General features: G+C 69.0%; 21 protein-coding genes and 4 pseudogenes. 11 read left to right on the top strand and 14 right to left on the bottom strand.

Annotated elements, in window-relative coordinates; all coding sequences use genetic code 11:
* The first annotated feature begins 427 nt into the window (after positions 1–427).
* Complete coding sequence (locus RKD23_RS01240) at positions 428–1,156, top strand: GNAT family N-acetyltransferase (protein WP_424858135.1); 729 nt, start codon at positions 428–430, stop codon at positions 1,154–1,156.
* A gap of 244 nt (positions 1,157–1,400) precedes the next feature.
* Here RKD23_RS01240 and RKD23_RS01245 read toward each other — a convergent pair.
* Positions 1,401–2,605: pseudogene (locus RKD23_RS01245) on the bottom strand (DUF2867 domain-containing protein).
* Positions 2,606–2,685: 80 nt separating this feature from the next.
* Here RKD23_RS01245 and RKD23_RS01250 point away from each other — a divergent pair.
* Positions 2,686–3,027: pseudogene (locus RKD23_RS01250) on the top strand (S8 family serine peptidase); the annotation flags it as partial.
* Between the two features lie 382 nt (positions 3,028–3,409).
* Here the strand turns inward: RKD23_RS01250 and RKD23_RS01255 are convergent.
* Positions 3,410–3,555 (bottom strand): annotated as a pseudogene (locus RKD23_RS01255) (permease); the annotation flags it as partial.
* Positions 3,556–3,783: 228 nt separating this feature from the next.
* Between RKD23_RS01255 and RKD23_RS01260 the strand changes: the two are divergent.
* Both RKD23_RS01260 and nrtS read left to right on the top strand, forming a co-directional pair.
* Positions 3,784–4,359, top strand: a complete 576-nt coding sequence (locus RKD23_RS01260) for a DUF1326 domain-containing protein (protein ID WP_424851833.1) — start codon at positions 3,784–3,786, stop codon at positions 4,357–4,359.
* Between the two features lie 12 nt (positions 4,360–4,371).
* The gene (nrtS, locus tag RKD23_RS01265) at positions 4,372–4,635 is read left to right on the top strand and encodes a nitrate/nitrite transporter NrtS (RefSeq protein WP_424851834.1); all 264 of its coding nucleotides are present in this window, start codon (positions 4,372–4,374) and stop codon (positions 4,633–4,635) included.
* A gap of 1 nt (position 4,636) precedes the next feature.
* Here nrtS and RKD23_RS01270 read toward each other — a convergent pair whose 3' ends face one another.
* Positions 4,637–5,473 (bottom strand): DUF2182 domain-containing protein, encoded by an 837-nt coding sequence (locus RKD23_RS01270; RefSeq protein ID WP_424851835.1) that lies wholly within the window; start codon positions 5,471–5,473, stop codon positions 4,637–4,639.
* A gap of 283 nt (positions 5,474–5,756) precedes the next feature.
* On the opposite strand from RKD23_RS01270, the gene RKD23_RS01275 reads away from it, so the two are divergent.
* Positions 5,757–6,095, top strand: coding sequence for a transposase (locus tag RKD23_RS01275; protein ID WP_424851836.1), 339 nt, complete (start codon positions 5,757–5,759; stop codon positions 6,093–6,095).
* A gap of 4 nt (positions 6,096–6,099) precedes the next feature.
* Here the strand turns inward: RKD23_RS01275 and RKD23_RS01280 are convergent, their stop codons facing one another.
* Entirely contained in the window at positions 6,100–6,714 is a 615-nt protein-coding gene (locus tag RKD23_RS01280) for a hypothetical protein (RefSeq protein ID WP_424858445.1), read from the bottom strand.
* A 65-nt stretch (positions 6,715–6,779) separates the two neighbouring features.
* Between RKD23_RS01280 and RKD23_RS01285 the strand changes: the two are divergent.
* Together RKD23_RS01285 and RKD23_RS01290 are read left to right on the top strand one after the other, a co-directional pair.
* A pseudogene (locus RKD23_RS01285) lies at positions 6,780–6,873 on the top strand (transposase); the annotation flags it as partial.
* Positions 6,874–7,239: 366 nt separating this feature from the next.
* Complete coding sequence (locus RKD23_RS01290; protein ID WP_424851837.1) at positions 7,240–7,689, top strand: hypothetical protein; 450 nt, start codon at positions 7,240–7,242, stop codon at positions 7,687–7,689.
* 85 nt (positions 7,690–7,774) lie between these two features.
* Here RKD23_RS01290 and RKD23_RS01295 read toward each other — a convergent pair whose 3' ends face one another.
* Genes RKD23_RS01295 through RKD23_RS01305 form a run of 3 tightly spaced genes read right to left on the bottom strand, consistent with a single transcriptional unit; the run spans position 7,775 to position 10,295 of the window.
* On the bottom strand, positions 7,775–8,023 hold the full coding sequence (locus RKD23_RS01295; protein ID WP_424851838.1) for a hypothetical protein: 249 nt from the start codon (positions 8,021–8,023) through the stop codon (positions 7,775–7,777).
* A 45-nt stretch (positions 8,024–8,068) separates the two neighbouring features.
* Positions 8,069–9,979 carry a caspase, EACC1-associated type gene (locus tag RKD23_RS01300; protein WP_424851839.1) on the bottom strand — a complete coding sequence of 637 codons (1,911 nt, stop codon included), beginning with the start codon at positions 9,977–9,979 and terminating at the stop codon, positions 8,069–8,071.
* Positions 9,969–10,295: an effector-associated constant component EACC1 gene (locus tag RKD23_RS01305; RefSeq protein ID WP_424851840.1), complete on the bottom strand. Its 327-nt coding sequence runs from the start codon at positions 10,293–10,295 to the stop codon at positions 9,969–9,971. Before RKD23_RS01305 ends, RKD23_RS01300 begins: the two co-directional genes overlap by 11 nt.
* 310 nt (positions 10,296–10,605) lie before the next feature.
* Here RKD23_RS01305 and RKD23_RS01310 point away from each other — a divergent pair, with 310 nt between their 5' ends.
* Positions 10,606–12,222 carry an NAD(P)/FAD-dependent oxidoreductase gene (locus RKD23_RS01310; RefSeq protein WP_424851841.1) on the top strand — a complete coding sequence of 539 codons (1,617 nt, stop codon included), beginning with the start codon at positions 10,606–10,608 and terminating at the stop codon, positions 12,220–12,222.
* Between the two features lie 185 nt (positions 12,223–12,407).
* A complete protein-coding gene (locus RKD23_RS01315) occupies positions 12,408–13,046 on the top strand; it encodes a HalD/BesD family halogenase (RefSeq protein WP_424851842.1) in 639 nt (212 codons plus the stop codon).
* Positions 13,047–13,235: 189 nt separating this feature from the next.
* Here the strand turns inward: RKD23_RS01315 and RKD23_RS01320 are convergent, their stop codons facing one another.
* The 3 genes from RKD23_RS01320 to RKD23_RS01330 form a co-directional block, all read right to left on the bottom strand.
* The gene (locus RKD23_RS01320) at positions 13,236–13,799 is read right to left on the bottom strand and encodes a dihydrofolate reductase family protein (RefSeq protein WP_424851843.1); all 564 of its coding nucleotides are present in this window, start codon (positions 13,797–13,799) and stop codon (positions 13,236–13,238) included.
* A 175-nt stretch (positions 13,800–13,974) separates the two neighbouring features.
* Positions 13,975–14,493: a SixA phosphatase family protein gene (locus RKD23_RS01325; RefSeq protein WP_424851844.1), complete on the bottom strand. Its 519-nt coding sequence runs from the start codon at positions 14,491–14,493 to the stop codon at positions 13,975–13,977.
* Between the two features lie 54 nt (positions 14,494–14,547).
* A complete protein-coding gene (locus RKD23_RS01330) occupies positions 14,548–15,339 on the bottom strand; it encodes a nitroreductase family protein (RefSeq protein WP_424851845.1) in 792 nt (263 codons plus the stop codon).
* A gap of 68 nt (positions 15,340–15,407) precedes the next feature.
* Here RKD23_RS01330 and RKD23_RS01335 point away from each other — a divergent pair, with 68 nt between their 5' ends.
* Entirely contained in the window at positions 15,408–15,830 is a 423-nt protein-coding gene (locus tag RKD23_RS01335; RefSeq protein WP_424851846.1) for a winged helix-turn-helix transcriptional regulator, read from the top strand.
* Positions 15,831–15,934: 104 nt separating this feature from the next.
* Here the strand turns inward: RKD23_RS01335 and RKD23_RS01340 are convergent, their stop codons facing one another.
* Positions 15,935–18,142, bottom strand: a complete 2,208-nt coding sequence (locus tag RKD23_RS01340; protein ID WP_424851847.1) for an immune inhibitor A domain-containing protein — start codon at positions 18,140–18,142, stop codon at positions 15,935–15,937.
* Between the two features lie 512 nt (positions 18,143–18,654).
* On the opposite strand from RKD23_RS01340, the gene RKD23_RS01345 reads away from it, so the two are divergent.
* Complete coding sequence (locus RKD23_RS01345) at positions 18,655–19,467, top strand: polysaccharide deacetylase family protein (RefSeq protein ID WP_424851848.1); 813 nt, start codon at positions 18,655–18,657, stop codon at positions 19,465–19,467.
* 294 nt (positions 19,468–19,761) lie between these two features.
* On the opposite strand, the gene RKD23_RS01350 is transcribed toward RKD23_RS01345, so the two are convergent.
* The 3 genes from RKD23_RS01350 to RKD23_RS01360 all read right to left on the bottom strand — a co-directional run bounded on the left by RKD23_RS01350 (position 19,762) and on the right by RKD23_RS01360 (position 22,700).
* Positions 19,762–20,196: an ATP-binding protein gene (locus RKD23_RS01350; protein ID WP_424851849.1), complete on the bottom strand. Its 435-nt coding sequence runs from the start codon at positions 20,194–20,196 to the stop codon at positions 19,762–19,764.
* Between the two features lie 121 nt (positions 20,197–20,317).
* Positions 20,318–21,781 (bottom strand): glycoside hydrolase family 32 protein, encoded by a 1,464-nt coding sequence (locus RKD23_RS01355; RefSeq protein WP_424851850.1) that lies wholly within the window; start codon positions 21,779–21,781, stop codon positions 20,318–20,320.
* A 46-nt stretch (positions 21,782–21,827) separates the two neighbouring features.
* Entirely contained in the window at positions 21,828–22,700 is an 873-nt protein-coding gene (locus RKD23_RS01360) for a carbohydrate ABC transporter permease (RefSeq protein WP_424851851.1), read from the bottom strand.

Raw genomic sequence — 22,700 nt, forward strand, 5'->3', positions numbered from 1 at the left:
CGGCGGCGCACCGCTCGGACGGCTGATCGGGGCCGGGGCATCGCCTTGGAGACTGCCCTTTGGGCTACAGCCTTCTTCTCAGCCCTCGCCAGCCACTTGTGCGGATGCGGTGCGGTGCCGGAGATCCGGCGGTGCAGCATCGCGTGGTCCCACCACCGGTCTCGGTCTGCTCTCCCCTGGCCACGCCGCCAGTGGATACAAGCCGGCCGGCACCGGCGCAGGCAGCTCTCTGACCTGCTGGGTTCACGGGAAATGGGCGAGCTGCGCGGGTACGCACAGACCTCTTGCGCGACGGCGTCATTCGGCCTTCTACTGTCCTTCACGTTCTCGTCCCTCGCGCAGCAGGGCCCGTGACGCATCCTTACGTCCTTCGCACCGGGAAGCCGGTGGCAGGCGACACCTCCTTCCCAGAAAGACCGAAGGCCCCGTGCCCGTACCCGTCGTGCTCACCGGCCGCCTGACGCGGCTGGAGCCCCTCGCAGCGCACCATGTCGAAGGCCTGGCCCAGGCCGGAGCCGAGGACCGTACCTCGTACGCGTTCACTCCCGTCCCCTACGGCATGGACTCGGCTCGCGGCTACGTGGAACGGGCACTCGCCGAGCAGGCGGCCGGCCGGGCGGTACCGTTCGCCGTCGTCCGCGCCGACGACGGACGCGTCGTCGGCTCGACCCGCTTCCAGGAACTCGACTACTGGCAGGGGCCGCTGATGTGGCCCCCAGTGTCCGGTGTGCCCTACGGCGACCCGGTGACCGCCGTCCCCGACGCCGCCGAGATCGGCAACACGTGGCTCGCTCCGCACGCCCAGGGCACTGGGATCAACACCGAGGCCAAGCTGCTCATGCTGCGCCATGCCTTCGAGACGTGGCGGCTGCGCCGGGTCTCCTTCCGCGCCGACGCCCGTAACGTGCGCTCACGCGCCGCGATCGAGCGCCTCGGCGCCACCTGCGAAGGTGTCCGCCGGGCGCACTCGCGGGGCCTGGACGGCGTCGTGCGCAGCACCGCGTTCTACTCGATCCTGGACGAGGAGTGGCCGGCCGTCCGCGCCGTCGTGGAACTGCGGTTGAGCGCGGGACGGTCCGGAGCGGCCTGTGGGCTCGCCCTCGGTGACGTCGGCCCTCGGCCGCGTGGCAGCGGCGACCGGCTGATCCCGGCCTAGGGCCCGTCTTCCGGATCATGCCGGTGTCGCGGGGTCTGGCACGCACATCTGCGGCGTTGTCGTCGGTTGCCGACTCCATCGCGTCGCCGCCCTCCTCCGCCTTGCAGCTGCACGCTCCCCCACGCTCGAATCGAGCTCGCGCGAGGGCACCCCCATCGCCCCGCTCGACCCGGCCCGGAGGCGGAAGCCCCTAGCAGACCGCTCTGATGCTGATCGCCGTGCCCCACGGGGCCGCGGACCGTGCTCACGTCTCTTCGCCGTGGGTCCGGGACGCGGTCCTGACGATGTTGCGAGCCATGCCGCCGAAGACGGCCGCGTGCAACGGCGCGACGCTGCACCAGTACAAGTGCCCGAGCAGCCCATGGGGATCGAACAGGGCCCGCTGCCCTCAGTCGGCATGCGTCCCGTCGGCCCCGCCGCAGTCCTCCCCCGAGCAGCCGGTCGAGGCGGCCGCGCACAGCCCAGGCCAGCGGTCCGCCGATCCCTTCGATGACCTGCCACAGCGCGGCGGGCGGCACGTCGGCCCCGCATGCACGGACGTCCGTGTAACAGGCTGCCGCCGACCCGGTCCGGATCTGTGGGCAGCGGATCGCTCGGGGCGCCCGGCACCGAGGCCGACAACCACCGGGTGCTGGCCTGGGCCTCCCAGACCCGTTGCAGCGCCAGGGCCTCCCCGTCGCCGGAGTCGGCGACGGCAGCGTGCCGGCGCATCATGTCCTCGTACGTGAGCACCTCCGGCCCGCCGGATGTCGAAGGTGCGGTTGACGTCGGCGGGCAGACCGGCGCAGCCCATCAGGATGCGCAGCACGTCCCGCACGGCGATCGGCTGGATCCGGGTGTGCACCCAGGGCGGGGTGATCATCATCGGCGGCCGCTCGGTGAGGTAGCGGAGCATCTCGAAGCCGGCGGACCCCGAACCGATGATGACGGCGCCCGCAGGACCGCGGCCGGTACACCGCAGTCCATGAAGATCCTGCCGACCTCGGCGCGATAGCGCAGATGCGGGGGCAGGCTCGACTCGGCCACTCCCGCGGGAGTGAGTCCGCCGAGGTAGACGACGCGGGGGACGCCGGCCCGGCGGGCCCGCTCGCTGAAGTGGCGGGCCGCGTCCCGGCCGGTGCCGAGCGCGCGCACGAGGTAGTAGGACACGTCCACACCGCCCATCGCCCTGCCCACCGGGGCGGCGTCGGTGACGTCTCCTTGGACGATCTCCCCCTGGCCGACCCACGGATGGTCGCGCAGCTTGCCCGGGGTGCAGACTCGGCAGCGCACCCGGTGGCCCGCGGCCGGCAGTTCCGGCACCAGCCGGCCGCCGATATACCGCTCACACCCGCCGCCGGCGTGCCACGCACGTCCGCCGGAGCACGCCAGTCGTATCGCCCGACCCGCAGCATTCTGGACTGCGGCCGCTGTGCGCGTCCCAGACGGGCGTGGGTGATCCGAGGTCATGGGGGTGCTCGCCGGAGGGACGAACCACGGGATCGCCCGTGGAAAAGCTCCGAGCGCCGAAGGACGCGGGAACGCACCCGATGAATGATCAGCCGCGCCACGGCCGGGTTCAGCTGAGGCAGACCACGTCCACCCGCTCGGACCTGCTCGGCATCTACCTCAACGACCACCTCGTGGGTGCCACAGCCGGCGTCGAGCGAGCCCGGCACATGAAGATCATGCCGGTGCGAGTGCTGGGCGTGGACGGCACCAGCAGCAACGCGAACATCACCAAGGGGATCGTGTGGGCCGCCGCCCACGGAGCCGACGTCATCAACCTCTCCCTCGGCGAATCCGGCCTGATGGCGCGGCTACTCAAGGGCGGCATCCTCAACCAGGCCATCCAACACGCCCACGAAAAGGGCGCGGTCGTGGTCGCCGCCGCCGGCAACGAGGGCACCGGTACGTCGATGGCGGCCCCGTACGTGTCCGCGGTAGCCGCCTGGGCTGGGCATCGTGGATGCGCAGGCAGCCGTGAAGTCGGCCAAGGGCTGACCACCCCGATCACGGACACCAGACCGCCCGCCGCAAAGATCGAAGTCAGCCTGCCAGATCACGCTTTCTCGGATCCTCCCAGCCAGGGCGTCGGCCAGGCCGTGTGCAGTCGCAATGGTTCCGCTCGGCAAACAGCCGTGGCGCCCAGGGATCATGCCACCGCCGAGTTATGCGCAAGCTTCATGTCAACCGACCACGGATTCCGTCGCGGCGCGCGCTTCTATCGCGACCGTGGTGTGCCTGGCCGGCGTCTTGTCCTCGCCTTGGACCGGACGAAGCCGCCCCGAGTCCGGCCGACACCGCGAGAGTGCACGGCCGGTCGTCGCCCAGCAGCCCGACGACCGTCGCACCACCGCCTGCACCACGGCCGACAGCGTGAAACCCAGGATCAGCGCCCAGGTGACCTCCCAGGTCATCGCCCCGGCGCTTTACCCCGGTGGGGTATCTCGGGCGACGGATGGCGGGAGGTCCCCGGATCGATCCGGCGCGCCCGGACCTCTGTCACGAAACGCCGTTTACATGCCGATTTGACAGGTCTAGCGTGAAAGTACAGGACGACGCTCGCCGCCATCACCATCGGAAAAGGGGAGCCCCTCATGTCATGGACGATATCCGGCACTTACGTGGCCGGTTGCTCTTGCGCGGTGTTGTGCAGCTGTCCGTACGACGGCCGGCCTCGGGACACCAAGGGCGGGACCGAGTGCCTGGGCACCGCCGTGTTCCATGTGGCGAACGGGAATCTGGACGACCTGGACCTGTCCGACGTGGACTTCGCCTTCTACAACCACTTCCCCTCCAATCTGTCCTCCGGAAACTGGAAGGTCGGGCTCGTCGTGGACAGCACGGCCAGCGACGAACAGGCCGCGGCCCTGGAGCGCATCCTGTCCGGCCGGGAAGGCGGACCGTTCGGCCAGCTGTCCCAGTTCTACGGCGAGTACCTGGGCATGGAGCGAGCGAGCGTGTCCCTCACGGGCGGAGACAGTCCCGGCCTCACGGTCGAGGGCAAAACGGAACTCTCCTACCAGCCGCTCACCGGGCCCGACGGCAGCTCGACAAAGATCAAGAACGCCATGTTCGGGTTCGCGCCCGAATTCGAAGTCGGCACCACCACTGGCCGCTCCAATGCCTTCGGACTGAGCTACGAGGCGTCGTACGGCGAGACCGCCGACTATGTCTTCAGCAGCGAGGAGACCGAAGAGGCCGGCCACGGGCGGGTCTGAGCGAGTACACGGATGAGCGCCGGCGAGGCACCACGACTCCTGGCGACGGTGTTCTCGGCGGCCTCGTTGTGGAGGTGCGTACCGATCGCCCTCCTGGTGGGCACTCTGCTCTCACTGGTCAACCAGGGCGCGGTGATCGCGTCCGGCGACGCCACGGCCGCGACCTGGTGGCGGGTGCTGTTCAACTACCTGGTGCCGTTCTGCGTGTCCAGCGCGGGCTTCTTCGGCTGTCGGCGGCCCACCTGGCGGACAGCACGGTCCTCGGGGTCCAGGTGAGTCACATGCCGCCCATCGACGGCATCGACCCTTGCAGCCCGGGCAGCAGCCAGTCCTGGAACGGCGCGAGCACGGCCAGCACGAGAAACGCGACGCCCACGATCCGGCCGAGCAAGGGGCCACGGGACCACAGCTTCTCCAGGAAGATCACCACGGCCAGTCCGGCCATCGCCGCCACATTCATCACGCCGAGCGGAATCAGGACGACCATCAGTCCCGCGCAGCAGCCGACGCAGTAGGCGCCGTGATGGACGCCCACCCGAAGGTCGCGGGCCGGCTGCCGGAACCCGGCGTAGCGCACCAGCTGGCTCATGGGGTCGCGGCAGTGCCGCAGACAGACGTACTTGAGGGGGCCGAGCTGATACAGGCCTGCGAGCAGGAAAGCCGCTGAGCCGATCCAGCGTCCGGCGGTCGGATGGTCGTCCACCAGGTTGCCGGTGAGGGCCAGGGCCGCGTAGGCGAGCAGCCCGAAGGCGGTCCACACCAGCAGATACCCGCCCACGAACTCGACGGTGCGCATGGTTCGCGTCCAGCCGGAGGACTGCCGGCCGATCCCTCGCCCCCACGTGATGGCCACCGGCGCCATGGACGGCAGCATCATGGCCGCCATCATCGTCACCCACAGCAGCAGGAACAGGGGCAGCGCAATCCCCATCGTGCCGGGCTCGACCCCCATGTCCCGGGCCTGCCCGATCGTCAGCGCCCAGGCAGGCACCGCGATCAGGACGACCAGGAGCCAGGCGGCCGCGAGATCCCGAGCCGGCAGCAAGCCTCCGCCCGCTGCGGTCGGCGTGGACGCCCGGGTGGCAGCGAAGGCCGAAGTCCGGCTGTGACGCATCGGCGAGTCCTCCTGCGGATAGTTCCAGGACAGCACGCATTCCACTGCAGCGCGACCTTGCACAGCACGGCGGGGCTCGCGCATGGACCACCGAAACGGCGGGCTGCCGCCAATGACGACCAGCACCACGTTGAGCCGCTGACCGGACTACGCGAGGGCACGCCGGGCGAGTGCCAGGGCACACCCGTGCGCAACGTACTGGTCCGCTCCCTCGAAGAGCGTCGGCCCGGCGTCGACAACGGCACCTTCGTCGAACTGGCATCTGTCCGATTAGTGATCACTGATGCGATGTGGGACCGGATCGAGGCACGACCACGCACTCGGACGCTCCCGCGGCGGGCTGAGCACCAAGATTCACCTGGCCGCAGACGACCGCGCACGGCCCCTGGCTCTGGCCGTCACAGCGGGACAACCCGGTGACACGCCCGCCTTGAGGCGGGTGCCGAGGACCTGCCCCGGCCGGCCGCGGACCCGCCCCGCCATGGTCCTGGCCGACCGTGCCTACTCATCTCGCGCGATCCGGGGGCCCTGCGCCGTCGGCAGATCCGCGCGGTCATCCCGCAGCTATCGGACCAGACCGGCCACCCGATGCGACAAACCCCTCATCCGGGCCCGTAGGTGAAGACCTAGCTCTCCGCCTGCAACGCCCTGCGTGCTGCTGCCTGAAAGGCGCTGCCTGGTGCGCGCTTAGCTTCGACTGCTTGCATGTACTGGGCGTCGAAGTCTTCCAAGCGACCAACTCCGGCTTGGCGGGCAGCCTCATGCCAGGCGGTCCCAGCCATGTCCAAGGCATACATCGCCCGCCGTAGAGCATCGGCTGCATCGGCCACGAATGCGGGACCTACGACGGTGACCTCAGCCACCGCAGAACTGAAGGGAGCCCATGCCGCATGGGCGTCGGCCGCGGGTTCACGCCACTGCTCCTCAGTACTCCCTTCGGCGCGAAGACTCGCTGCCAACTTCCACCACGCCGCCGACACTTGCTTGGAAGTGCTGATGCACGTGCCGTAAGCGCTGCGGCGGGCCTCCTCCAGCCTGAGTTCCCGGTCGATCTGCCGCTGCCGTCTCTGCTGTAATCCCTGGCTCAGAGCGGTGACCAAGCCACCCCCGAAACCTCCGATCGTGCCGATCGCTTCGTGGGGTTTGGGGCGGTGGCCGTCTTCACGGACGGTGGTGGCGAGGATGCGGATGGAGTCGTCGACAGTGGCGTACGGCGATCCAGCGGCAGGCCAGGTCGTCACCGGGCGCGGCGATGCCGTCCGTGCTGCTGCGGCCGCGCAAGCACTGGGGCGCCGGGCGCAACAGCTTCGCCTGGGGTGCTTACCGCGACCTGGTTGTACGCGCGCATCTCCAGTTGAAGGCTCCCATCGTGCTGGTCTGGGGACATCTCGATACCCACCGGGCCGCTCGGATGCGCGGGCATGCTGCCACACACAACCGGAATTTTGTGCAACTGCCCTGTCCAGCACCGGACTTGGATGATCCCGTGGACGGCATCTGGTCGTCGCTACGCCGCGGCGCGCCGACCAACACCGTCTTCACCGACCACGACCGCCTCGAACGCATCCCTCGCCGGGGCTTGCGTCATACCACGGCCCGACCTGATCGACGGCTGCCCTGCCAGCACAGGACTCACACTCACCGACCAGCCGGCAACAGTCCGAAGAGGTCAGAAGGTGAGTCCAGGACGGCCTCGGTGAACGGCTCCGCGACGAGGCATGGCCCCCAGGCATCCACGCACCGGCCCACGGCGGCAAGGGGCGCTCGTGGAACCCGGTGTTCACGTCACCCCCGAACTCTCCAGATGGTTCCAGCAGGTTCTCGCGCGCACCTCCGCCGCGGGGCTCACCGCGTTCGCCGGCGACGGAAGCTCCACCGCTCCGTACCCCACCACCCGCCAAGGAAGCCGACGCTTCTCCGTCGGCATCGCCCACGCGGCCACCGACAGCATCAAGGACGCCGCATACACACTGCTCGGCATCCCGTGCGTCGGCACCGACCACGTCTTCCGCCTCAACGGAACACGCGTGGAGGCGTTCTCCGGCGTCCACGCCGACCTCTTCTCCCACCTGAGCCGCGGCCGCTTGGAGCGATACCGGAGCGACGTCCACGCTGTGCGCACCAAGTGGCCTGCGGACACCTGGGACGAGAAGTGGAACGGCCCCATCTCGATACACCAGGATGGCTCGGTCCTGGCCATGCATCTGCTGCCCTGACCGTCGAAGGTCGTCGAAGGTCGTCGAAGAAGCCTTCCCGCCATGCCCCATCGACCACTGGCGGGGGGAGGTCTTCTGGGGAGAATCAGGGAGTATGGGCGGCACTGAGGAGCGCGGGAGAAGAATCGGCTGCGGCGCTGCCGCCAGTCAGCGGCGACCCCGAACCCCTGCGGTCGATGCCCGTCGGGGACGGCAGCAGGCACACCGACTTGCAGATACAGCGCCCCCGTGAGCGCAGCTTGCGCCACACGCTGGCCCGGGCCGCCGCCAGAGCCCCGGCCGTGCCGACCGGCACCCGCAGGGACCCGACCCGCCCCGTCAGCTCGTACGTCATGCAACCGCCGTGACATGGACGTGAAACGCAGAGCCCGACCCGGAATCAGTGAGCGAGTCTCCACAGGCGGACGGTCCGGTCTGCGCTGCCGCTGGCCAGTAGGTTTCCGTCGGGGCTGAAGGCCACGGAGTAGACGGCGCCGCGGTGACCGGTGAAGGGGCGGTCGGCGGGTACGGGACTCCCGGATTCACTCACTCGCCACAGGCGGATCGTCCCGTCGCTGCTGCCGCTGGCCAGGAGACCTCCGCCGGGGCTGAACGCGACCGCCTCGACGGAGTCCTTGTGGCCGGTGGCGTCTCCCAGGAACACAGGATTCGCGGGGTCGGTCACCTTCCACAGACGGATCGTCCGGTCACCGCTGCCACTGGCCAGCAGGTGCCCGTTCGGGCTGAACGCCACACAGTAGACCCGGTCGGTGTGACCGATGAGGGGCGGGCCCACGGGCGCCGGAGGGTCAGCCACGTTCCACAACCGGACGGCGTGGTCGGAGCCGCCGCTTCCCATGACGCTCTCGTCGTAGCTGAACGCCACCGACAGGACGGCGTCCGTGTGACCGACGACAGGCTGTCCGACGAGCTCAGGACGTGCCGGGTCGGTCACGTTCCACAGGCGGACGGTGCGGTCGCCGCTGCCACCGGCCAGCAGCTCCCCGCTCGGGCTGAAGGCCACCGAGAAGACGGCGTCCGTCCGACCGGTGGCCGGTGTACCGAGACGCACCGGCTTCGCCGGATCGGTCACGTCCAGCAGCCGGACGCTCCGGTCGGCGCTGCCGTCGGCCAGGAGGTTTCCGTCGGGGCTGAAGGCCACGGAATAGACCGTGTCGGTATGGCCGGAGAAGGACGGGCCGAGCGGCTTGGCCCGTGCGGGTTCGGACAGGTCCCAGAAGCGGACCGTGCGGTCGACGCCGCCACTGGCCAGTACGCGCCCGCCCGGCCGGAAGGCCACCGAGTGGACGGCATCCGTGTGGCCGAGCAGCGGCTGTCCCAGGGGGGTCATCGACGCCTTGGTCGGCGTGCTCGGGGCTCCGCCGCTCGGCGGCTTCGTGTCCGCCACCGTCGAGGGGCGAGCCGGACGTCCGTCGAGGGTCAGGATGCTGTTGCCGATGGTCAGTCCGACGGCGGCGACAGCGGTCAGCAGGGTGCGCCGGTCCAGCCGTGGCGGCAGCTGACCGGGAGAGGGTTCCGGGAGTCCGTCGAGCAGCTTGTTGTGGTGGTCGGGGTGGGCGGCGTTCAGGGCGAAGGGGAAACGGCGTGCGTCGCGGGCCCCGCTGTCCACCGGCGTGGGCAGGTCGTCCTTCCGCAACCGGGCGCGCAGTTCGAGAAAGATCCGCTCCATGGGCAGGGTCGGCGCCGAGAAATCGGGGACGCCGTTCGACACCACCTGGAGAAAGGCCTCGGTGAAGCAGGTCAGCGTCCCGTTCAGAGGCGTCTTGGCCTTTTCGTGCTTGCCGCTGGCACCGATGACGTACACACCGTCGATCGGGTAGGTCTCCCCGAAATCGGCGGATTGGAAGAGGTAGTTGGACTGGTTGGAGAGTTCGGCGTGGCAGCAGTCCAGGAGAACCAGTTTGGTCGCCGCCCGGCAACGGCGAAGGATCTTGGCGAGGTTCTCATAGAGCATGGCAGTGTGCGGCAGCACTTCCCAGTCCGGGTCGGTATTACCCATCGCCAGCGCGAGTTGCCCATCGCTGGTGCGCATGCCGTGGCCGACGTAATACACCAGCAGTACGTCCTGGGTGTCGCGGATCGGCTCGATCACCCTGCGTGCCAAGTCGTCCGGAGACGCCACATCCACAAGGGACATGACGCGGTCGGGCGGCCATCCGCACAACTCACCGGTGAGCAACTCCGCCATCGCGGTCACACACTCGGCTGCGGGCAGATCAGGGATGCGGTCGTCCGCGTAGACGCCGTTGCCGATGAGGATCGCGCGGGACCGGCTCAGGTCACGGTCCACCCAGCAGTTCCTCCAGGACGGGCCGGACCTCTTCGAAGGTGTCGGCGGTCACCTTCAGCCGGACATTGCCCTGCCGGACCTTCAGTACGAAGCCCGGCCTGCGGGACTCCAGCAGCGACTTGACGATCCCCAGGAACACCGCGACGGCGCCGCCCGACGCGCAGGTCACCGTCACCATATCCACGACCGAGCCCTGCTCTCCGGGCTCCATCGGCACAGGCACCGCGTCCGCCTCGATCCCGCTGACGCCCTGCAACTCGCTGTAGAGGATGTCGAAATCGTCCGGGTCCTCAGCCGAGACGTCGATCGCGTGCACCCGCGCCCCCTTCGAGACTGGCGTGTAGCCAGCCCTCATGATGTCCCCATGGACTCGACTCCGTAACCCGCCCGCCTGCATGCCTGTCTGTACCTGGGCCCCCGCCCCCGGCACGACGCGCGCAGCCACTTCGACCCTAGAGGCACTGTGATCGCCGCATCCGCACGAGATCGGAACCTCCTCGAAATTGCTCACACCTGACCGGTTACGGTCGGCAGGCGTCAGGTGTTCGGTACGGCGATACGACCCCAATGGGGTCTGCGGGGCACCTCGGCCGCCGGCGTGGCGGTCCGGTCCACCGCGAGCTTGCATGCACGAGGTGCGTTCCTCGTGGTTCGCCGAGGACGACGAGACGGGCATGGCGGTGAAGGACCTCGTCGGCCCTCTGTCGACGCTGACCGTGCTGCTGCTCGCCTTCGTCCTGGACACCGCCACCGGCTCGTACGGCAAGGCGGAGGTCGCCGCCCCGCGGCGAGGCCCGGGCCCTCGACCAGATCACGGAGGCGGCCGCGTACGCGCATGCCGTGCGTGCCGCCCCATGGGCGAAGTCCGGCTCAAGGGAAGGCGGCCGCGGGAAGGGAGGAACGTCGCAGTCGTCGTCCCGTCCCCATGGAGTGCCGTGGTGCAGAACGTTGAAATCGTGGTCGTGGGTGCCGGCATGTTCGGCTCGGCGGCCGGAAAGTACCTCAGCCGTGCCGGTGCCGATGTGACGGTCATCGGCCCACCGGAGCCGGCCCGCCGCGCGGAGGCCGGCCTGCCGGAGTTCGGCGCGCACCACGACGAGGCGCGGATCGTCCGGCGCCTGGGACGGGACCCCTTCTGGGGGACGGTGGACGCCCGCTCGGCAGGACGCCTCCGCGCCATGGAGGCCCAGACGGGCATCGGCTTCTTCCAGGAGTGCGGTTCCCTCGCCGTGATGGCGACGTCGATCCGTTCCCGTACGGACTCCATGCTGCGTACGAGTGCGGGCGACGGCATCGCGGTGGAACGGCTCTCGGACACGGACATGAGAGGACGATTCCCCGGCCTGGGGCTGCCCCCGATCCCTGGCGGCGTCGAGGGTCTCCTGGAGACCAAGGAGGCCGGCCACCTCAACCCACGCCGCCTGGTGAAGGCACAGCTCGATCTGATGACGGCCTCGGGCGGACGGCTGCTGCGCGGGGCTGTGACAGAGGTCCGCAAGGACAGGCGGACGGGGCTGTGGCGGCTTCGGGTGGCAGGGACGCAGGGCGGCGGGCTGGAGGTGGGAGCCGAGAAGGTCCTCATCGCGACAGGCGCCCTGATCAATCACAGCAAGGCCCTGCCCGCCGGTTGCCGGGAGCTCGGCCTCCAGGTGTTCACCGAACCCAACCTCCTCTTCGAAGTCGAGGGAAACCAGATCGAACGTCTGCGCGACCTTCCCACCGTGGTCACCGTCGACCCCACGGATTCGGGCAACGACAACATGTCCCTCTATCTCCTGCCGCCCCACCGGTACCCGGACGGCAAGTCGTACCTGCGGATCGGCCCCGCCATGCAGCCCCTCGTCCACGACCTGCGTACGGCGGAGGAGATCCACGCCTGGTACGCGCGGGAACGGATCACTGCGGAACAGTCGGCGTTCCTCACGTGCATGATGCGCCTGCTCCTGCCCGGCCTGGAGCCGGTCTCTGTACGCGAGGCCAGCTGCGTCGTGGACAAGACGCCCTCCCGCTACCCGTACATCGGCCACCTCGGCGAGGACGAGAGCCTCAGCGTGGTCGCCGGCGGCAACGGCCACGGAGCCCGGGGCTCCGACGAGATCGGACGGCTCGCCTCGACGGTGGTCCTGGGGACGGCATGGGACTTTCCGGTTCCGCGAGACAGGTTCGCACCGCTGCCGGCGGACGCGGGCCGCGCCGACGACGGCCGACCCGGGTATCTCAAGCCACCCTTCGGGCTCTGCTGAGAGGCCCCTGACGGCCCACAGCCACCTGACCTGTGCCGAGACGACCGACGTCCTCCTGAGCGCCCCGACGGGTCACTGGGGCCATTCGTGTGCGTACGGCCTCATGCCGGGCGTAACCAGGGGCACGGCCGGGTACGGAGGGTCCCGTGCTGCCCTCCCTGCGTCTACCCCCGTACCGCCCCGCCTTGCGGGAGCGTTTCACCGCCGACGGCTACCTGCCCCTGCCAGGGCTGATCCCGCCGGACGCGCTGGCGGTGCTGTCGGACGAGGTCCGGCGCCTGGCGCGGCTGGCTGTGCGGCGGGACTTCGCCATGGAGTGCATGGACGGCTCGCCCCGCCACATGACCACGCTCGGCGGCAAGGTCATCACCGAGGAGTCCACGCTGATCCCGCAGCTGTACGAGAACGAGGAACTACTCGCTCTCCTCGGCGCGATCGCCGACCTGGACGCCGTACCGGTGCGGGACCCGCTGGAACGCCACGTCATCAACATGCTTCACGAGCCGGGTGACACCCACGGCGCGCACACCGACGACTACCCGCTGGCCCTCGTCCTCTTCGTGCAGGCTCCGGCGGACCCCGCCGACGGCGGTCTCCTCGAATTCGCCTCACACGCCCACCACCTGAGCGCCCTGCGCCGCACCGAGGCACTCCGCCGAGCCCACCACACGCCGGGCGACGGCTACCTGCTGCGCAGCGACACGACACCCCACCGGGTCACCCCACTGCGACGCGCCGGACTGCGCCGTACGGTCCTCAACTGCGCCTATACGACACCGGACCGACAGCGGGCCGTCACGCCGTCCGCGGCACGGCTGTACTGACCCGGGGCCAAGGCGGGAGTCGGAGCCTCCGCGCGTCGCCCGCGATGCTCGGGGTCCGTTTCAGAGGCCGACAGCACCGGCGCCCAGAGCCGGTTCTCCGTCTCGAGGCCGGCGAACGCATCGCGGAGCCTGGCCCCCATGGCCGCGCTCTCCTCGTCGCTCACCTCGACGACTCAGCGGCTGAGCCTGCTAACGCGACACCCGGTGGCGGAGGTAGACCACTCCTGAGCTGAAGGTGCGGGTCTCGACGAGTTCGAGATCCACCCGGCGCTCGCGTTGTGGATAGAACGGAATGCCACCGCCGACCAGCACCGGGTAGACCATGGCCCGGTACTCGTCGATCAGACCCGACTCGGCCGCCTCGGCAGCGAGCATCGCGCCACCGATCGCGATGTCCCCCTCCCCCGGCTCGGCCCGCAACCGCTCGATCTCCTCCGTCAGGCCGCCGGAGGCCAGGCGGGCATGTCCCTGCACCGCCGACAGCGTGGTCGAGAACACCACCTTCGGCAGCGGGTTCCACAGCGCGGCCCACTCGCGTTCCGCCTCGTCGAGCGAGGGATTCTGGTCGGCGGTCTCCCAGTACAGCATCGTCTCGTACAGCCGACGGCCCAGCAGATGGACGCCGACCTCCCGGATCTCGTCGATCCAGAAGCGGAACACCTCCGCGTCCGGCGCCGTCCAGTCGAAGCCACCGTCCGGCCCGACGATGTAGCCGTCGAGTGAGACGTTCATCGAATAGGTCACGCTGCGCATCAGAAGCCTCCTCGGTGACAGGTTTCGACAGTACGGCCGTCGGACGCCGCAGGACTCGTCGCGGCTCTCTGGATTCTCCGGGCCGCCAGGTGCTCGGTGGCCGCCCGTTCAGGAGGACACGGCTTCGACACCGACGAGGAAGGCCGCCGCTTCGGCGACCAGGGGCATCACTCCATCAGGAATGAGGGGCGTAGAAGCCGACCATCCGCCCGGCACCGTGCTCAACGGCCTGCCAGGAACCGGTGAAGGTGAGTACGGCCATGGCGGAGGTGGGAAAGCCACTGCGGTTCATTCGCGGCAGCAGGTCGCCCTCGGCCTCGCCTGCAAGGGCGTCGGCGAGAGCGTGCATGCCTGGGTTGTGCCCGATGAGCGCCAGGTCACGGACCTCGTCGGAGACCTCGTTGAGGACGCCGATCAGTTCACCCACGGACGCTTCGTAGAGGCGATCCTCGTACACCGTCCTGGGCCGCTGCGGCAGCTCGGGCACTGCGAGCTTCCAGGTCTCGCGGCAACGTACGGCCGTGGAGCACAGTGCCAGGTCCGGCGTGATCCCTGCGCCTGCAAGCCAACGACCTGCGGCGGGAGCGTCCTTGCGACCGCGTTCCGCGAGCGGACGCTCGTGATCGTCCACGTCGGGCCAGTCGTCCTTCGCGTGGCGGAAGATCACTACGCGGCGGGGCGTATCCACAGTCATAGCGCCCCAGCCTGTCGCAGCGGCCTCCCCCAGCTACGGAGAACCGCGCCGGATTCAGCCGAGTGGGGTACTGCCCGGTGTCGGGAGCTGTCGTTGGCCTGATGTCTCGCGGGCCGTACCGGTCCACCCCGACTCGTCACGGTCAAGATGCCCTCGCTGTGCGCCTGACTGCGGCTCAGGGCGGTGCACGCCGGCGCCCTCGGCTCCGTGTCGTTGGTAGTGGACGTTTCGTTCCAGCGGACGACGGCCGGGATGGCGTCGCTCCTCCGCCGGGTAGCCGAGGGACATGAGCAGGGCGATGGCCAGGTCGTCCCGGTCGCCGATCCCGATCACCTTCTTGACCTTGGCCTCGTCCCAGCCGTTCATCGGCGAAGTGGCGAGGCCTTGCTCCGTCGCGGCGAGCATCAGGAAGGAAGCGGCGATCATGGCGTCCTTCACGGCGTACTCGCGCAGCAGGCCACGGCGGTCCAGGTCTTCCTGGAACGAGTCGGAGGCGCTGGAGAACATGGCGATGAAGTCCTCGTTCCAGGCGCCGTTGCGGCGTGCCCGGTCGTAGATGTCGCTGCGGTCCTCACGCCATGTGTCTGGTTCGGCGACGAAGACCAGCGTCACCGGGGCTTCCTGTGGCTGCGGCTGACCTCCTGTGGCCCAGGTCAGTCCGGCGCGGCCCTCGTCGTCGGTGACCACCACGATCGATCGGTCCTGCAGGTTCCAACTGGTGGGCGCTTCGACGGCGAGTTCGAGCAGCGCGGTGAGTTCGGTCTGCGGGATCGGATCGGGCCGGTAGTGGCGTACGGTGCGGCGGCTGCGGATCGCGTCGGCGACGGAGAGGTGGCGGTTCGTCATGCCACTCACTATTGGAGAGTGACGCACCAATAGGAAGAAGGCACTTATTAGTGCGCTACTCTCCTGCAATGACGACTGTGGTGAAGTCCTCCGGCCTGCCCGCCGATGCTTATTCAGCGAAGTGCCCGACGCGCCAGGTGCTCGACCACATCGCCGGCAAGTGGACGATCCTGGTCGTCGACGCCCTTCTCGGGGGCACCATGCGGTACACCGATCTGAGCCGACGCATTGAGGGCGTCTCGCAGAAGATGCTCACTCAGACCCTCCGCGGCCTGGAGGCCGACGGCTTCGTCACGCGCACCGTTCATCCGACCATCCCGCCCCGGGTCGAGTACGACCTCACGGAGTTGGGCCGGAGTCTGGCCGAGCCCATCGCAGCGCTCCGGCGATGGACCGAAACCCACATCAACGAGATCGAACAGGCCCGGGCCCGTACCGGAGCGCAAGCGGCCAACGCCTCGACCCCGACGCCGACTTCTTCAGCGCAGTAGCCGCGCCCCTGCCGAGACCCGGGTGTGCACCGACGGCGGCCGGGGGCGCCGGCCCCCGGCCGCTGTCGGTGCGGTGCGGGTGTTTCGGAGTGACCGTCAGGTCGTCACGCCGGGTTCAGCACGCTGATGGTCAGGTCGTCACCCAAGTCGCCGGTGACGGTGACCTTCACCCCGTGCCCGGCGACCTTCACACTGCCCGTCGGGTTCGCGGTGCTGTAGTACGCCGTCGGGTCGGTGTCGTCGAAGACCGGAATGCCGACGACCGAGGGGGCACAAGCCTCGCGCGTCTCCACGGTGGCGCTGGGACCGCTGCCCACCTTGACCTCCTTGTGGAGGCAGACGGCGTCGGTGGCCTCGCGGCCGAACGTGGCGTCGAACGGCTGGCGCCGGTTGCTCGGGCTGGTTCCGTCACCGTAGGTGAAGGGCTGCGGCCGGGCGTCGACGGGCAGCGCCAGACCGCCGCCCGGGTGCTGGCTGGTGTTGTTGTCGTCGTACGACTCGTCGACGTACCAGACCAGCATGCCGTTCTGGAACTTGAAGAACTCCACCCACTCGGGGCGGGTGAAAGCCCGGCTGTACTGGTACGGCCCCTCGGCGAGAAGCTTGTCCCAGCCCACGTACTCGCGGTTCTCCACCAAGTAGTACTGCGCGGTCGTGGCGGTCTCGGAACCCGTGGAGATCTTCCAACGGCCCTGCGCGGACCAGCCATTGGCACCCTGCTCGACGTCGTCGGCGAAGAGGGTCGAACCGCCGCCCGTGAACGCGATGTCGTCCAGGAAGGCGCCGGTCAGGTGGACGCCGCCATCGGTCTGATAGCGGAAGCGGAACATCGAGGGCTTGCCGCCCGCGTCGTAGGAGTAGCGCAGCGTGGTCCACTTTCCGGCGGAGTCACCGTCGACGGCGGAGCCGATGCGCTGCCAGGTCGTACCGCCGTCCAGCGAGTACTCGGCGAACAGGTAGTCGTAGTCGGCCTCGATGTCGTACCACGCCTGCGCGGTGACGGTGACCCTCGACGATGCCGGAAGGGAGCGGGACAGCGATTGGTTCAGGCCGTCGGCCGACCCGGTCCACCAGGCGTTCCGGCCGGAGGTCGGTGTCGTGTAGGACTTGGTGGTCACCTTGTCCGGCAGATTGATGCGGACCGCCTGGTCCTTGCCGGCCATGCGGTACTGCGCCGGGTTCAGGGTGTACGTGCCCGAACCGCCGACGTTGACCGTGCTGTGGTCCAGCCAGCCGAGGAACTCCTTCTCCTGGGCGCCCATGAGGCCGGGCAGGGTACCGATGCCCTCGCCGGCTGCGGCGCCGTGGCCGAGCCAGGAGCCGCTGCTCATCAGGGTCCAGAACGCGGTGGAGTTCTCGCCGCCACCGCTGGTGTCGTAGAAGTCTGGCAGGCCGAGGTCGTGGCCGAACTCGTGGCAGAAGACGCCGAGTCCGCCGTTCTCGCCCTCGGTGGTGTAGTCGCCGAACCAGTACTTCGACTCGCCGATGCGGGCGCCGCCTGCCTTGTTCTGCGTGCCTCCGACCGACGGTCCGGTGATCCCGAAGTCGTCGCCGTTGACGTACCAGCGGTGCGACCAGATCGCGTCCTCGCCCTGGGCGCCGCCGCCGGAGTCCTCGCCCTCACCGGCGTGCACGGCCTGGAAGTGGTCGATGTAGCCGTCCGCCTCGTCGAAGTCGCCGTCGTGGTCCCAGTCGTTGCGGTCCCATACGTCGAACTGGGCGAGGTAGGCGTCGATCTCGGCCGCCGTCTTTCCGGCGGCGATCTGGGCGTTCCACCAGGCGTTGCCGCTGTCCTGGATGAAGTCCCACGAACCGCCGTAGTCCTCGCGGGCGTTGTCACCGTAGTACGACTCGTTGTACGGGACCTTGACCCAGTCGGTGACGGTGTTGGTCACCGAGTACTGGCCGTTGGACAGACCTTCGTAGAACGTCTTCATCGACTCGCCGGAGCCGTTGAACAAGTTCTCGTAGTGGGTCTTGCCGAAGTCGGGCGCCCACGCGGTCGAGTTGTCGACGCTGCGGTCCGGCTGGGGTATCTGGTTGTGCAGCGGGCCGGGCACCGTCCCGTAGCGGCCGGCACTCTGGGTGCCGAACTCGGACAGGATCGTGAAGATCTTGTCCTGCCTTGTGGTCTTGGTCTCGGTGAACTTTCCGGGCCCCAGCTTGACGACGCCGTCCGCGTCGGCCATGGCCTTTCCCTTGGCGATCAGGTCGATCGCCTGCTTGCGCAGCTCGTTGCGCTGCTTGGTGAGCGGCCCGGGACGGTTGTCTTCGTGGTGCGCGGCGGCGGCCTCGGATGCAGTCGCCTCCACGTCTTGCGTGGCTGCGGCCGCGGACTGTGGTCCGGCCGCCAAGAGGGCGGTGAGCGCAGGCCCCAAGGCCATGCCCACGACTAGTCTTCTCACTGGTAGTGGTCCCCTTCGAAGGGCGAGCGGGGTGTCGCTTCCCGACGCAGATCACCTGCGAGTGTCGCGGCAGTGTTGCACGCGCCGAGGGGTGACGAGGAGGTCTCTGACGCTCGAATTCGTAAGTCCTGGCAGGAGTTCGGCGGGTGGTCAAGATCGGAACCACGCCAGACGGCCGGCGTTGGGTATCACGGGCGGCTCAGTCTCTTGAGCCCGCAGACCAGCAACCGCTCGCCGCGCACATCGCCTTCAAAGCCGTCCGCGCGGACGTGCGGGCGTGCGGGCGTGCGGGCGCCTGCCGATGTCAGGGGACGTCCACGATACGGTGCGGGCGTGACCGCACCCGCCTGACCGACGGCCCCGTGCTGGTCCGCCGTCATGTCCTCAAGGCCGAGACGCGGCCGGCCGATGGCGGGGGTATGCACTCACTTTCCGTACTCACGAACCGCGGCCGTCTCGGCCGGTATCTGCTCGGTACATGTGCGGCACTGTCCGCCGTGCTGCTGTGGGCCCTCGCGCAGGGTTCAGTGGCTCCGCCTGCCGAGGCTGTAGCGCCACAACCGACGGCGACCGTGGACGCCAAGGGACTGCACGCGCTGTTCGGATCGGAGAATCGGGTGATCCGTACGCACGAGCGGGTGATCGCAGTGACGTTCAACGCGGCCTGGAACGACATCGGCCTGGACAGTGTCCTCGGCGAGCTCGCCCGCCGTCGAGCACCCGCTACGTTCTTCTTGACCGGCGATTTCGCCGACCGCTACCCCGCAGTGGTGAGGAAGATCGCGGCAGCCGGCCACGGGCTGGGCAACCACTCCTTCAGCCACCCCCTCTTCGAGGACCTGACCGAGGCCGGGCGACAGCACGAAGTGCTGGCCGCGGACCGGGCCCTCCGCGCCGCCGGGGCTGGCCGCGCCATGACGCCGTTCTTCCGGTTCCCGTACAGCGAAACCAGTCCCGCTCACATCAAGGAGGTCAACGCCCTCGGTTTCGCGGACATCGAGTTCACCACCGACACCAACGGATGGAAGGGAACCGAAGGCGGCATGACCGTGGACCGCGCCGTGGACAGGGCTCTCGACGCCCTGCGTCCCGGAGCGATCCTGCAGATGCACGTCGGGGCGTCTCAGGGCCGCACCGAGGTGATCGACGCCCATGCCCTGCCTCGCATCCTCGACGCGCTCTCTGCACGGGGCTACCGCGTCATCGACCTCCGTACGCTGCTCACACTCTGAGCCCGCACACGATGGCGCCGTCATTTCCCAGGCGCCCGACCGTCAGGCGTTGTGCGGGATCCTGGTCGTGCTGCATAAGGGCATCCAGTGGGAGTACCTGCCCCAGGAGCTGGACTGGTCAGCCGTGTCTCCGGTGCGGGCGACACGCCGATCGCAGGCCTCTGCTCTGGGCCGCTCAGTTGCTCACAGCAGCCGCCGGCTCCTGGATCCGCGGATGGTTCTCCAGCGCCTACACGGTCTTCGGCGGGCGCCCCAGCAGGGTTTCCAGCTGGTCGGTGAGCAGTTGTCTCTTGCCTAGGGCTCGAGGTTCATGCGTGCCCGGGCACGCCAGCCCCGCGGGGTCTCATCGATCTGCAGGCCGCAGCTGACTGCGGCGACGATGGCCAGGCCTCGTCCGTGCTCACCGGGCTCACAGGGCGGGGTGATCCGTTCGCTCTGCCCGTGATCGTCAACCGATATGTCCAGCGTCGGGCCGGTGCGGGTGATCGCGAGCGTCATCATTCCGCGTCCGTGCAGCACAGCGTTGGTCAGGAGCTCGCTGATCACCAGCTCTGCAGCCGCCTGGGCGTCGTCGCTCATCGCCCAGGCGGCGAAGAGTGCGGACGCGCGTTTCCTGAGAAGACCCACGCATTCGGCACGCGCCGGCGCTGTTACGCGAACGCTGTGAACACTCGACGCCAGGTACAGCAGCTGACGGGGTGCTGTGCGGGCGGTGCTGGTGAGATCCATGGCGCTTCCCGGAGGTCGGGGCATGTCCACTCGTCACTGAGGCAAGCCGGGCCGCCCCAGCTTCGTAGCTGAGGCGGCGGCTTCACGACCGGCGGCACGCCTCAACGGCGAGTGGTGCGCTCTACGTGAGCGCGGGCTGGACACTCGTTTCTGTCTCGTGTCGCACGGTGTGCGGACGCAGATTCCATGCGGCGACGGTGTAGCCGATGTGGCCCTCTTCCGGAGCGCGGGCTTCGATCCGCCAGGGGCTTGCGCCGGTGGGGTAGAACCGCAGGGTCAGCGTCCGGCCCGACGGGAGGTACAGCTCGGCGACGGAACGGTCCACCACCAGTCGCAGCTCGATCGCGGCACCGGATGCTGTCTCCGCCTCGGAACAGGGGATGCGATACGTTCCGCCGTGCGCGCGGGGGTCGAGTGAAGCGTGCTCACGGTCGACGACGAGCTCGCCGGTGGCAGGGTCGATCCTGATGTCGAGGTACTCGCCGCCGTCGGCGGAGGTCACCAGTCGCAGGCCGCCTGCCGTCGCCGGGGCGTGGAGTTGCAGACGGGCGGTTAGGTCGAAGCTCGCGTCCACCGTGCCCAGTACGGCAGTTGCGGCCGTCTCGCCGGAAGCTGTCAGAGCGCGCCCGTCGCGCAGCGACAGGAGTTCCTTGGCCGGCTGCTGTCGTACGGTGCCGTCCTCGCCGAGGGTGACCTCGCGCGGCAGGGTCAGCATCCCGGCCCAGCCGACCGCACTGACCCACTGCTGGTCGCGGGCCTCCCACGACCAACCCCACAGCAGCCATCGGCCGTCGGGGGCGGGCAGCAGCGCGGGGGCGTAGAAGTCGGGGCCGTGGTCGAGCAGGGCGGGGGCGCCGGCGAGGAAGCGGCCCTCCTCTTCCCGCCCGGAGTAGACGACCGTCCGGCGGGGTCCGAGCTTCGGGTCCCAGGCGCTGACGATCAGTGCGCTGCGTCCGTTGTCCGTGTGCAGGTACTGGGGGCACTCCCAGCCCAGCCCGGTGTCGGCACCCGACGCCAGCAGCTGGGGGGCCTGGGCGAGGAACGGGCCCCGGTAGTCCCAGTGTTCGAGGTCGGCGGACTCGTAGAGGAGGGCAGCTGCCTGGCCGTCCGCCAGGGCTGAGCCGACCAGCATCCGCCACCTGCCTCCTTCGCGCCAGACGAAGGGGTCGCGGTACATGGTGGTGCCCTCGGGCAGGTCGGGTATCAGCAGGCTGCCGCGGGATGTCCACGTGAAGCCGTTGTCCCGGGACTCGGCGGTGGTGACCGGCTGGGCCCAGTTGTCGGTGCGGAAGGCGGAGTAGAAGGCGACCATGCGGTCGCCGTCGGAGACGGCGTTGCCGGAGAAGCAGCCGTCGGCGTCGTCGCCGCCCGGGGTGGGAGTCAGCGCGATGGGGAGTTCCTCCCAGGTCAGCAGGTCGGGGCTGCGGAAGTGGCCCCAGTGCATGTTCGCGTGCTCGGGCCCGAACGGGTTGTACTGGAAGCACACGTGGTAGTGGCCGTCGTGGAAGGCCAGCCCGTTGGGGTCGTTGATCCAGTTGCGGGGCGGGCGCAGGTGCGCGACGGGCACGTGGGGGTCTGCAGGCATGACGGACACGCAGGGGGTCCTTTCGGTGCGGAGTCGGGGCGCGAAGTCAGCCCTTGACGCCGGTGGAGGCGATGCTGTTGACGAAGGAGCGCTGGAAGGCCACGAACAGGGCCAGGATCGGCACGGTGATCATGGAGGAGTAGGCCATGATCTGGCCCCAGCCCACGTTGAGTTGGAAGAAGTAGGAGATGCCCACCATGACCGGCCGGAGGTTCTCGCTCTGTACGACCATGAGCGGCCACAGGTAGGAGTTCCAGGCGGGCAGGAAGGTGAGGATGGCGACGGTGGCCACGGCCGGTCCGGACAGCGGCATGATGATCCGCCGGTAGATGGTGAACCAGCCGGCGCCGTCCATGACCGCGGCCTCGTCGATCTCCTTGGGGATGCTCTGGAAGTACTGGTGGAAGAAGAAGATCGAGAAGGCGTTGGCCACGAACGGCAGGATCTGGACCTGGTAGGTGTCCATCCAGCCGGTGGTCCACTCAAGGTGGAAGCCGTTGACGCGGAGCAGCGGCAGTTGGTTGACCCACCACACCAGCGGCAGGGCGAAGGTCTCGAAGGGCACGATGAGGGTGGCGATGACCGCGGTCATGACGACCTTGCGGCCTGGCCAGACCATGCGTGACAGCGCGAAGGCGGCCATGCTGTTGATGACGATGCCGAGGATCACGGTGACCGACGAGATGATCACCGAGTTCAGCAGGAACTGGGCCGCGGGGACGCGCTCGAAGACGCCCGTGTAGTTGTCCAGGGACAGGGCCCCCACGGGAAGGAAGGCGCGCAGGGAGCCCAGATCGTCGAAGATCTGGTCGTCCGTCTTGAACGAGGAGACCAGCATGAAGACGAGGGGCAGCGCGAAGACCAGGGCCAGGACGACCCGGCCGGCATGACCGCCGAGGTGCTTGAGGAAGGAGGTCAT

Origin of the sequence: Streptomyces sp. SAI-170, assembly GCF_049739565.1 — a bacterium.
In the GTDB taxonomy this organism is placed as follows: Bacteria; Actinomycetota; Actinomycetes; order Streptomycetales; family Streptomycetaceae; genus Streptomyces.

Bases quoted from the DNA above. Each gene is read 5' to 3' on its own strand.
- nrtS (WP_424851834.1), top strand. From the start codon at position 4,372: ATGAGCGCCGGCGAGGCACCACGACTCCTGGCGACGGTGTTCTCGGCG.
- RKD23_RS01270 (WP_424851835.1), bottom strand. From the start codon at position 5,473: ATGCGTCACAGCCGGACTTCGGCCTTCGCTGCCACCCGGGCGTCCACG.
- RKD23_RS01275 (WP_424851836.1), top strand. From the start codon at position 5,757: ATGCGATGTGGGACCGGATCGAGGCACGACCACGCACTCGGACGCTCC.
- RKD23_RS01295 (WP_424851838.1), bottom strand. From the start codon at position 8,023: ATGACGTACGAGCTGACGGGGCGGGTCGGGTCCCTGCGGGTGCCGGTC.
- RKD23_RS01310 (WP_424851841.1), top strand. From the start codon at position 10,606: ATGCACGAGGTGCGTTCCTCGTGGTTCGCCGAGGACGACGAGACGGGC.
- RKD23_RS01320 (WP_424851843.1), bottom strand. From the start codon at position 13,799: ATGCGCAGCGTGACCTATTCGATGAACGTCTCACTCGACGGCTACATC.
- RKD23_RS01325 (WP_424851844.1), bottom strand. From the start codon at position 14,493: ATGACTGTGGATACGCCCCGCCGCGTAGTGATCTTCCGCCACGCGAAG.
- RKD23_RS01330 (WP_424851845.1), bottom strand. From the start codon at position 15,339: ATGACGAACCGCCACCTCTCCGTCGCCGACGCGATCCGCAGCCGCCGC.
- RKD23_RS01335 (WP_424851846.1), top strand. From the start codon at position 15,408: ATGACGACTGTGGTGAAGTCCTCCGGCCTGCCCGCCGATGCTTATTCA.
- RKD23_RS01345 (WP_424851848.1), top strand. From the start codon at position 18,655: ATGCACTCACTTTCCGTACTCACGAACCGCGGCCGTCTCGGCCGGTAT.
- RKD23_RS01350 (WP_424851849.1), bottom strand. From the start codon at position 20,196: ATGGATCTCACCAGCACCGCCCGCACAGCACCCCGTCAGCTGCTGTAC.
- RKD23_RS01355 (WP_424851850.1), bottom strand. From the start codon at position 21,781: ATGCCTGCAGACCCCCACGTGCCCGTCGCGCACCTGCGCCCGCCCCGC.
- RKD23_RS01360 (WP_424851851.1), bottom strand. From the start codon at position 22,700: ATGACCTCCTTCCTCAAGCACCTCGGCGGTCATGCCGGCCGGGTCGTC.